The organism is Pseudomonas sp. GM24, assembly GCF_000282235.1.
Classification (GTDB): domain Bacteria; phylum Pseudomonadota; class Gammaproteobacteria; order Pseudomonadales; family Pseudomonadaceae; genus Aquipseudomonas.
The window spans coordinates 1-9,409 of sequence record NZ_AKJR01000140.1; the positions used below are offsets into that span (position 1 = coordinate 1).

The 9,409-nt window shown below is 59.9% G+C and carries 9 protein-coding genes; 2 read left to right on the forward strand and 7 right to left on the reverse strand.

Annotation, left to right across the window (positions count from 1 at the left end):
• Window positions 1-103 precede the first annotated feature (103 nt).
• The 7 genes from PMI23_RS17045 to PMI23_RS17075 all read right to left on the reverse strand — a co-directional run bounded on the left by PMI23_RS17045 (window position 104) and on the right by PMI23_RS17075 (window position 5,431).
• Entirely contained in the window at window positions 104-667 is a 564-nt protein-coding gene (locus PMI23_RS17045) for an NUDIX hydrolase (RefSeq protein ID WP_007918003.1), read from the reverse strand.
• A 1-nt stretch (window position 668) separates the two neighbouring features.
• The gene (locus tag PMI23_RS17050; protein ID WP_007918001.1) at window positions 669-1,421 is read right to left on the reverse strand and encodes a GntR family transcriptional regulator; all 753 of its coding nucleotides are present in this window, start codon (window positions 1,419-1,421) and stop codon (window positions 669-671) included.
• A 42-nt stretch (window positions 1,422-1,463) separates the two neighbouring features.
• On the reverse strand, window positions 1,464-1,868 hold the full coding sequence (locus PMI23_RS17055) for a carboxymuconolactone decarboxylase family protein (RefSeq protein ID WP_007917999.1): 405 nt from the start codon (window positions 1,866-1,868) through the stop codon (window positions 1,464-1,466).
• 131 nt (window positions 1,869-1,999) lie between these two features.
• The gene (locus tag PMI23_RS17060) at window positions 2,000-2,485 is read right to left on the reverse strand and encodes a flavin reductase family protein (RefSeq protein WP_007917997.1); all 486 of its coding nucleotides are present in this window, start codon (window positions 2,483-2,485) and stop codon (window positions 2,000-2,002) included.
• Window positions 2,486-2,497: 12 nt separating this feature from the next.
• Window positions 2,498-3,979: an aldehyde dehydrogenase gene (locus tag PMI23_RS17065; protein ID WP_007917995.1), complete on the reverse strand. Its 1,482-nt coding sequence runs from the start codon at window positions 3,977-3,979 to the stop codon at window positions 2,498-2,500.
• A complete protein-coding gene (locus PMI23_RS17070; RefSeq protein WP_007917993.1) occupies window positions 3,976-4,809 on the reverse strand; it encodes an alpha/beta fold hydrolase in 834 nt (277 codons plus the stop codon). The genes PMI23_RS17065 and PMI23_RS17070 overlap by 4 nt, the downstream gene beginning before the upstream one ends.
• Window positions 4,810-4,840: 31 nt before the next feature.
• Complete coding sequence (locus tag PMI23_RS17075) at window positions 4,841-5,431, reverse strand: amino acid synthesis family protein (protein WP_007917992.1); 591 nt, start codon at window positions 5,429-5,431, stop codon at window positions 4,841-4,843.
• A gap of 426 nt (window positions 5,432-5,857) precedes the next feature.
• On the opposite strand from PMI23_RS17075, the gene PMI23_RS17080 reads away from it, so the two are divergent.
• Both PMI23_RS17080 and PMI23_RS17085 read left to right on the forward strand, forming a co-directional pair.
• Window positions 5,858-6,901: a WD40/YVTN/BNR-like repeat-containing protein gene (locus tag PMI23_RS17080; RefSeq protein WP_007917990.1), complete on the forward strand. Its 1,044-nt coding sequence runs from the start codon at window positions 5,858-5,860 to the stop codon at window positions 6,899-6,901.
• Window positions 6,898-9,282 carry an efflux RND transporter permease subunit gene (locus PMI23_RS17085; protein WP_007917988.1) on the forward strand — a complete coding sequence of 795 codons (2,385 nt, stop codon included), beginning with the start codon at window positions 6,898-6,900 and terminating at the stop codon, window positions 9,280-9,282. The genes PMI23_RS17080 and PMI23_RS17085 overlap by 4 nt, the downstream gene beginning before the upstream one ends.
• Window positions 9,283-9,409: the final 127 nt, after the last annotated feature.

The window sequence follows — 9,409 nt, forward strand, 5'->3', positions numbered from 1 at the left end:
GACGCTCCGCGTTCGGCTGTGAAAGGGACGCGGAGCGTCCCGGGCTGCATTCCCACGCGGAGCGTGGGAACGATCAGATGGGGCACCGGCAAGGGGGATGAGATCAGCGGATAAAGTGGATCTTGCCGCTGTCATCATTGCCCATGTAAATCCCATACACCCCAGCCTGACGCTCTTCGATATAGCGCTCGAGAATCTGCCGGATCGCCGGGTAATAAATCTGCTCCCACGGAATGTCTTCAGGCGCGAAGAACTTGTAATCCATGGTCTCCGGCCCGTACTGCCCGGTGATCTCCAGCGCGATCGCACGGAAGATGATGTACACCTCGCTGATCTTCGGCACGCTGAAAATCGAATATGGCGAGACGATTTCCGCGCGCACGCCGCTTTCTTCCCAGACTTCGCGCAGGGCTGCTTGCTCGGTGGTCTCGCCGCTTTCCATGAAACCGGCCGGCAGCGTCCAGGTGCCCGGGCGCGGGGGAATCGCCCGTTGGCACAGCAGGTATTTGCCATCCTGCTCGATGATGCAGCCGGCGATGATCTTCGGATTGACGTAGTGGATGTAGCCGCAGCCACGGCACATCAGGCGCTCGTGCGTATCGCCCGCCGGTATCTGCTGACCAAGGTCAGGGCCACCGCATTTCGGGCAATAGCTCGGGCTGAACATATCAGTGACCTATACGCGGTTCTTTCAGCGCGATCGGCAGGGTCATGGCCGGGGTTGCGCCGGTCTCTTCCTGCTTGCGCTTGAGATAGTCGAGCGCTACCGCAGCGGCAGCGCGAACGTGATCAACACAGGCCTGATGCGCCACCAGCGGATCACCGCTCTTGATCGCTTCGACCATTTTCTCCATTTCCTGATTACTCGCACCGCGACGGTTTTCCTGCGATACCGAGGTCGCGCGCAGGTAGCTGATGCGCGCCTGCAACTGACGTAGCTGAGTCGCCGCAACATGGTTGCCCGAGCCTTCGAGCAGCACGTCGTAGAAGCCCTGCACCGAGTCGATCACCTGTTGCAGTTCGCCGTCCTTGAGCGCCTTGCGGTTCTCGTCGAGGGCTTTTTCCAGGGCTTTGATGTCCTTGGCTTTGGCGCGCAGGGTGAACAACTGCACGATCAGGCCTTCGAGCACACAACGCAACTCGTAGATATCGACGGCATCGGCGAGGGTGATGATTGCTACACGCGGGCCTTTCGCATCGGCGAACTCGACCAGACCTTCGGATTCGAGGTGACGCAGGGCTTCGCGAACCGATGTGCGGCTAACGCCCAGGCGATCGCACAGATCGCGTTCGACCAGACGATCGCCGGGCATGAGCTGGAAATTCATGATCGCGCTACGCAGTTTATCCAGCACGATTTCGCGCAGGGTAACGGGGTTGCGATTGACCTTGAAGCTGTCGTCGAGTGGCTGGCGTTTCATGGGGTCCGCTCTTTCGGTTGGCTGTCCATGCCAGACGGGCATCTAAACAGCCGAGGGGTTAACTGGGGCTTCGGCGTCGGCTTCGGCAAAGGCTTCACGGGCCAGCCGGAAACTGTCCACGGCCGCCGGAACGCCGCAATAAATGCCGACCTGAAGCAGAATTTCGCGTATTTGCTCACGACTCAGGCCGTTACGCAAGGCGCCACGCACATGCAGCTTGAGTTCGTGCGGACGGTTGAGCGCCGAGATCATCGCCAGGTTGATCATGCTGCGCTCCTTGAGCGACAAACCTTCGCGATCCCAGACATGGCCCCAGCAGTATTCGGTGACCATTTCCTGCAGCGGACGGGTGAAGTCGTCGGCGTTCTCTATAGAACGCTGCACGTAGGCTTCGCCGAGTACCTGAGTGCGGATTTTCAGGCCTTTTTCGTACTTTTCGTTACTCATATTCTTTGCCTCACCTCAATCCCTGTGGGAGCTGGCTTGCCAGCGATAGCGGACTATCAGCCAACATCAATGTTGAATGTTAAGCCCTCATCGCTGGCAAGCCAGCTCCCACAGGGTTCTGCATTGTCGCTTCAGGCCAGTGTCGGCAACGGCCCGAGCTTGCCTTTGTGGTAAATCATCGGCGTCACCGGTTGCGCCGGCAGGATCAGGTTCTTCACCGCGCCAACAATGATCGCGTGATCACCACCATCGTATTCCCGCCACAACTCGCACTCGATGATCGCCGTGGCTTTAGCCAAGATCGGGTTACCGAGTTCGCTCAAATGCCACTCGATGTCCTTGGCCTTGTCCTTGCCTTTACCAGCAAACGCATAGGCCTCAGCCGTCTGGTCGGCGGACAGCAAATGGATCGCGAACTTCTTGCTGTCACGCAGCACCGGGTAAGTGTCGGAAGCATAATTGGGGCAGAACAGCACCAGCGCCGGATCAATCGACAGCGCGCTGAAGGCGCTGGCGGTGATGCCGACGATGCCGCCGTCCGGGTCGAGGGTGGTGACCACCGTGACGCCGGACGGGAACGAGCTCATGACGTCTTTGTAAATGCCGGGTTCGATCATTTCGCAGGACTCCTAGCGCATCACAAACGGATCAGGCATTGGCGCCTGAGAAAGGTTGATCCACACCGTTTTCAGTTCGGTGTAGGCCAGCACCGAATCGATGCCGCTTTCGCGTCCATAGCCACTATTCTTGAAGCCGCCGATCGGTGCCATCGCTGACACCGCACGGTAAGTGTTGACCCAGATAATTCCCGAGCGAACATCGCGAGCGAGGCGATGAGCCCGGCCCAAATCACGCGTCCAGATGCCAGCGGCGAGGCCGAACTGTGAGTCGTTGGCGATCGCCAGTGCCTCGGCTTCATCTTTGAAGCGAATCACCGACGCCACCGGGCCGAAGACTTCTTCCTGCATGATCTTCATCGAATTGCGGTCGCATTCGAACAGCGTCGGCTCATAGAACCAGCCTTCGCCGAGATCGGTCGGGCGCTTGCCGCCGGTACGCAAACGCGCGCCTTCAGTGATGGCATCAGCGACCAGGCCTTCAACCACCGCCAGTTGCTGCGCGGTGGCCATCGGGCCCATCTCGCTGTTGTCTTCTTGCGGGTTGCCGATGCGAATGCGCTGGGCGCGTTCGACCAGTCGGTTGACGAACTCGTCGTAGATTTCGTCCTGCACCAACAGCCGTGAACCGGACACGCAACTCTGTCCGGACGCCGCGTAGATCCCGGCAATCGCACCGTTGATCGCGCTGTCCAGATCGGCGTCGGCGAAGATGATGTTCGGCGACTTGCCGCCCAGTTCCAGCGACAGCTTGGCGAAGTTCTCGGCGCTGCTGCGCACCACATGCCGCGCTGTGGCTGCGCCGCCGGTGAAGGCGATTTTGCGGATCAGCGGATGGCGGGTGAGGGCGGCGCCGGTGCTCGGGCCGTAACCGGTGACGACGTTGACCACACCCGGCGGAATCCCCGCTTCGAGGGCCAGACGCGCCAGCTCAAGAATGGTCGCCGAAGCGTGCTCGGACGGCTTGATCACGATCGTGTTACCGGCGGCGAGGGCCGGGGCGAGCTTGATCGCTGTCAGGTACAGCGGGCTGTTCCACGGAATGATCGCGGCGACCACACCCATTGCTTCATGCACGGTGTAGGCAAACAGATCGGGCTTATCCAGCGGCAGGGTGCCGCCTTCAAGCTTGTCGGCAAGGCCGGCGGTGTAGTGGAAAAACTCGGGCAGATAACTGACTTGCCCACGGGTTTCGCGGATCAGCTTGCCGTTGTCGCGGCTTTCCAGCTGCGCCAGTTGTTCTTTGTTTTCGGCGATCAAGTCGCCGAGACGGCGCAGCAGTTTGCCGCGCGCGGTGGCGGTCAGACCGCGCCACGCTGGGCTGTCGAAAGCAGTCTGTGCCGATTGCACGGCGCGTTCGACATCCGCTTCATCAGCGTCAGGCAATTCGGCCCAGGCTTGTGCCGTGGCCGGATTCAGGCTTTCGAAAGTCTTGCCGGAGAGGGCGTCGACCCATTCTCCGCCGATGCACATCTGGAAGCGTGCGAGTGTCATGCAACGATCCCCTTTATATGGTTTTGTCGGGAGTGTGCGAATTCGAGAAATTCCAGCAGCGTCTGATTGACCAGACGCGGCGACTCTACGGGCATCATATGCCGTTGCTCAGACAGCACGGCAACCTTCGCACCGGGGATGCGTCGGGCCAGTTGCTCGGCCATTTCCGGGGTCGAACCCGGATCCAGTTCACCGGTGGCGATCAGCGTCGGCGCCTGAATGCTGCCCAGGTCGTCGGCGCGGTACATGTCTTGGGTGGCGAACAATTCGTAGGTGGTCAGATAGCCTTGCGGATCATTGCCGGCCAGGGTCTGGCGGATCGCAGCGATCTGCGCCGGATTGGCCGCCTGATATTCGTGGCTGAACCAGCGTGACAGCGCCGCTTCGGCATTGGCGTCCGGACCATGTTCGGCGGCTTGCGCGGTGCGAGCGATGACGCCGGCACGCTGTTCTTCACTGCGGTTGAACACGCTGTTCAACACCACCAGGCTTTGCAGGCGCTCCGGGTAATGCAGGGCAAAGGCCCGCGCGACCAGACCGCCCATGGAGAAACCGATCACCGCTGCCTGCGGCAGATTCAGGTGATCGAGCAGCTCCAGCAACTGATCGGCGTAACCGAGCAGGGCGGTGCCGCTGGCCGGTCGCGGGCTCGCGCCATGGCCGAGCATGTCGTAGGCGATCACCCGGTACTGGCTGGACAGGCCGACAATCTGCCCGCCCCACATTTCTTTGTTCAGGCCCACGCCGTGGATCAAAACCACGGGCTGGCCTTGGCCGGTCGCCAGGTAACTGGTGCCAGCCGGGGTGAGTTCAGCGGTGAGCCGAATCATGGAGCGCTCCTGCAGTGCCTTTTTATTGTGATTACTGGGCTTTTTCGGCGGCCAGTTCTTCCAGATCGATGTAGCGGTTACCGATGCGCGGGTGCAGGCGACCACCGTCGGCGCAACCCAGCACGACGACGATTTCGTCGGCACGCGGCGCGTCTTCGATCTGCATTTCCAGAGTGATGTAGTGCGAACGCTGACCTTCGTCGTCCTTGTGCATCATCGGGATCTGAATCGAGGTGCCCGGGCCGCCGCGCTTGTTGGTGAAGCTCAGGTAGCTCTTGGCGTTGACGGCTTCGCGGTAGTGGTTGCCGAAGCGCAGGGTGTGGATCACGGCGGAGGCGTGTTCGATCTCGCCATCAGCACCGACCACGGCGGCTTTGCCGTAGGCCTCGATCTTCTCGGCACCGCCGATGATGCCGACCAGACGCTCAACCATCAGTGCGCCGAGGTCAGAGCAGTTGGCGCGGATCTGCGGCTTGAGGTCTTCCACGAAACCGTTGCCCACCCAAGGGTTTTTCATCACCACGGCGAGGCCGACCATGGTCACTGGCTTGTCGGTGGCCTTGCCGCCTTCGATGAAGGTTTCTTCGACATAGCTGACGATCTTGCGAATTTCGAAACTCATGAGCTGCTCCGTTGAGGGATTGAGAGTGTCTGTGCGTCTGATGGTATACCATAATACCAATCGTGCAAGTCCCCCTAGCAAGATTGCCCTCATCCATCCGACGAATCCTCCGTCATCACAACGCAAAATTCCTGTAGGAGCTGCGGCACGCTGCGATCTTTTGATCTTTAAAGGCCAGGATCAAAAGATCGCAGCCTCGTTTCACTCGTCAGCTCCTACAGGGGATGCGTTCATTCCGTGCGGTTAACAAAAGATAACGTGGCGCCGATTGTCAGACGTTTCGAAAGCCCGATAGGATGAGCCAGCTTCCGAAGTGGCTCTGGATTGCGGGTTTCAGGTCTATGCTTCTGACCAGCCATCAGCGGAGCACACTTGCGGCGCCCTTGAAGGCCAGATGGCCTAACAATAATAAATAGGGGAAGGTCTATGAGTCGTTGCCGCCCGCCGGCGTTACGCAACACCGCGTTGCTGGCCACAGCACTCTCTCTGCTGGGCTTTGCCACGTTATCGGCACCTGTGATTGCCGCCGAGGCCCCGGCTGACGTGGTCTATGCCACCGAATCTGCGAAAGCCGCGAAAAGTCTGATTCTCGATGTCGTCCACGCTGGCGCGCGCCTGGTCGCGGTCGGCGATCGTGGGCACATTCTCTATTCCGATGACCAGGGCAAAACCTGGACCCAGGCCAAAGTGCCGACCCGGCAACTGCTGACGGCGGTGTACTTTGTCGACGACAAGCACGGCTGGGCGGTCGGCCACGACGCGCAAATCCTCGCCAGCGCAGACGGCGGTCTGACCTGGACCAAGCAATTCGAAGACCTCAAACGTGAATCGCCGCTTCTCGACGTCTGGTTCAAGGACGTCAACAGCGGCCTTGCCGTGGGCGCGTACGGCGCGCTGCTGGAAACCACCGACGGCGGCAAGAACTGGGAAGACGTCAGCGACCGCCTCGACAACGAAGACCAGTTCCACCTCAACGCCATCGCGGCAGTGAAGGATGCCGGGCTGTTCATCGTTGGCGAGTCGGGCAGCATGTTTCGCTCCGCCGACGACGGTCAGACCTGGGAAAAACTCGAAGGCCCGTACGAAGGCTCGCTGTTCGGCGTGATCGGCACGGCACAACCGCAAACCCTGCTGGCTTACGGCTTGCGCGGCAACCTCTATCGCTCCACCGATTTCGGCAGCACCTGGGAACAGGTCGAACTGAAAGCCGCGCGCGGTGCCCTGGAGTTCGGCCTGTCCGGTGCGACCCTGCTCGAGGACGGCTCGATCGTCATCGTCGGCAACGGCGGTTCGGTGATCAGCAGCAGTGACAACGGCGAGACCTTCAGCGTGTTCAACCGTCCGGACCGCATCTCGCTGTCATCGGTCACCGCTGCCGGCGACGGCAACTTGATTCTGAGCGGGCAGGGTGGGCTTCACACCACGCAGCCAAACGGTGCCGAGATCAATAACAAGAAGGCGGGGCTATGACTTCCTTGATCACTCCTCAGCAGGACAAGGCGACGTTTCTTGAACGCCTGATTTTCAACAACCGCCCGGCCGTGATCCTGATCTGTCTGGTGGTGAGCATTTTCCTGTTCTGGCAGGCCACGCTGATCCGGCCATCGACCAGTTTCGAAAAAATGATCCCGCTCAAGCATCCCTTCATCGAAAAGATGATGGAGCACCGCAACGATCTGGCGAACCTGGGCAACACCGTGCGGATTTCGGTGGAGGCCAAGGACGGCGACATCTTCTCCAAGGAGTACATGGAGACCCTGCGCCAGATCAACGACGAGGTGTTCTACATCTCCGGCGTTGACCGTTCCGGGCTGAAGTCGCTGTGGAGTCCGAGCGTACGCTGGACCGAAGTGACCGAAGAGGGTTTTGCCGGCGGTGAAGTGATCCCGCAGAGCTACAACGGCTCGCAGGACAGCCTCGATCTGCTGCGCAACAACGTGCTCAAGTCCGGCCAGGTCGGGCGTCTGGTGGCCAACGACTTCAAGTCGAGCATCGTCGACATCCCGCTGCTGGAGTCCTACCCGGACCCGGAAGACCAGGGCAAGTTGCTCGCGCTGGACTACCGCAAGTTCTCCCATGAACTCGAAGACAAGATCCGCAACAAGTTCGAAGCGCAGAACCCCAACGTCAAAATCCACATCGTCGGTTTCGCCAAGAAGGTCGGCGACCTGATCGATGGTCTGGTGATGGTCGTGCTGTTCTTCGGCATCGCCTTCGTCATTACCCTGATTCTGCTGCTGTGGTTCACCAACTGCGTACGCAGCACCATTGCGGTGTTGAGCACGACGCTGGTGGCGGTGGTCTGGCAGCTTGGTCTGATGCACTTCTTTGGCTTCGGGCTTGATCCGTATTCGATGCTGGTGCCATTCCTGATCTTCGCCATCGGTATTTCCCACGGCGTGCAGAAGATCAACGGTATCGCCCTGCAATCCAGTGAGGCCGAAAACGCGCTGACCGCAGCGCGGCGGACCTTCCGGCAACTGTTCCTGCCGGGGATGATCGCGATTCTGGCGGATGCGGTGGGTTTCATCACGCTATTGATCATCGATATCGGCGTGATCCGTGAACTGGCCATCGGCGCCTCCATCGGCGTGGCGGTGATCGTCTTCACCAACCTGATTCTGCTGCCGGTGGCGATTTCCTATGTCGGCATCAGCAAGCGCGCGATTGCCAAGAGCAAGAAAGACGCGAACCGCGAACACCCGTTCTGGCGCCTGCTGTCGAATTTCGCCAACCCGAAAGTCGCACGCATTTCGGTGGTGCTGGCGCTGATCGCCTTCGGTGGCGGCCTCTGGTACAGCCAGAACCTGAAAATCGGCGACCTCGATCAGGGCGCACCGGAACTGCGTCCGGACTCGCGCTACAACAAGGACAACAACTTCATCATCAGCAATTACTCCACCAGCTCTGACGTACTGGTGGTGATGGTCAAGACCAAAGCCGAAGGCTGTTCGCGTTATGAAGCCATGGCGCCGATCGATCAGTTGATGTGGAAGATGCAGAACACCGAGGGCGTGCAGTCGGCGATCTCGCTGGTGACCGTGTCCAAGCAGATGATCAAGGGCATGAACGAGGGCAACCTGAAATGGGAAACCCTGTCGCGCAACCCGGACGTGCTGAACAACTCGATTGCCCGTGCCGATGGCTTGTACAACAACAGTTGCTCGCTGGCGCCGGTGCTGGTGTTCCTCAACGATCACAAGGCCGAAACCCTCGATCGTGCGGTGCACGCGGTGCAGGAATTTGCCCAGGAAAATAACAAGGACGGCCTGGAATTCATCCTTGCTGCCGGTAACGCCGGGATCGAAGCGGCCACCAACGAAGTCATCAAACAGGCTGAGCTGACTATCCTGGTTCTGGTGTACATCTGCGTGGCGGTGATGTGCATGATCACCTTCCGTTCGTGGGCGGCGACCCTGTGCATCGTCCTGCCGCTGGTGCTGACCTCGGTTCTCGGCAACGCGCTGATGGCGTTCATGGGCATCGGCGTGAAAGTCGCAACGTTGCCAGTGGTGGCGCTGGGTGTGGGGATTGGTGTCGACTACGGCATCTACATCTACAGCCGTCTGGAAAGTTTCCTGCGCGCCGGCCTGCCGCTGCAGGAAGCCTATTACCAGACGCTGAAATCCACCGGTAAAGCGGTGCTGTTCACCGGCCTGTGCCTGGCGATCGGCGTGTGCACCTGGATCTTCTCGGCGATCAAGTTCCAAGCCGACATGGGTCTGATGCTGACCTTCATGCTGCTGTGGAACATGTTCGGTGCTCTGTGGCTGTTGCCGGCACTGGCGAAGTTCCTGATCAAGCCGGAGAAACTGGCGGGGCAGAAGGGTAATTCGCTGTTTGCGCATTGATCTGAAGGGCTGAAAAGACAAAGCCGCAACCTTAGGGTTGCGGTTTTTTTTGTGTTTTAAGATCAAGAGCCCCTCACCCTAACCCTCTCCCGGAGGGAGAGGGGACTGACCGAGGTGTGCGGCTTGA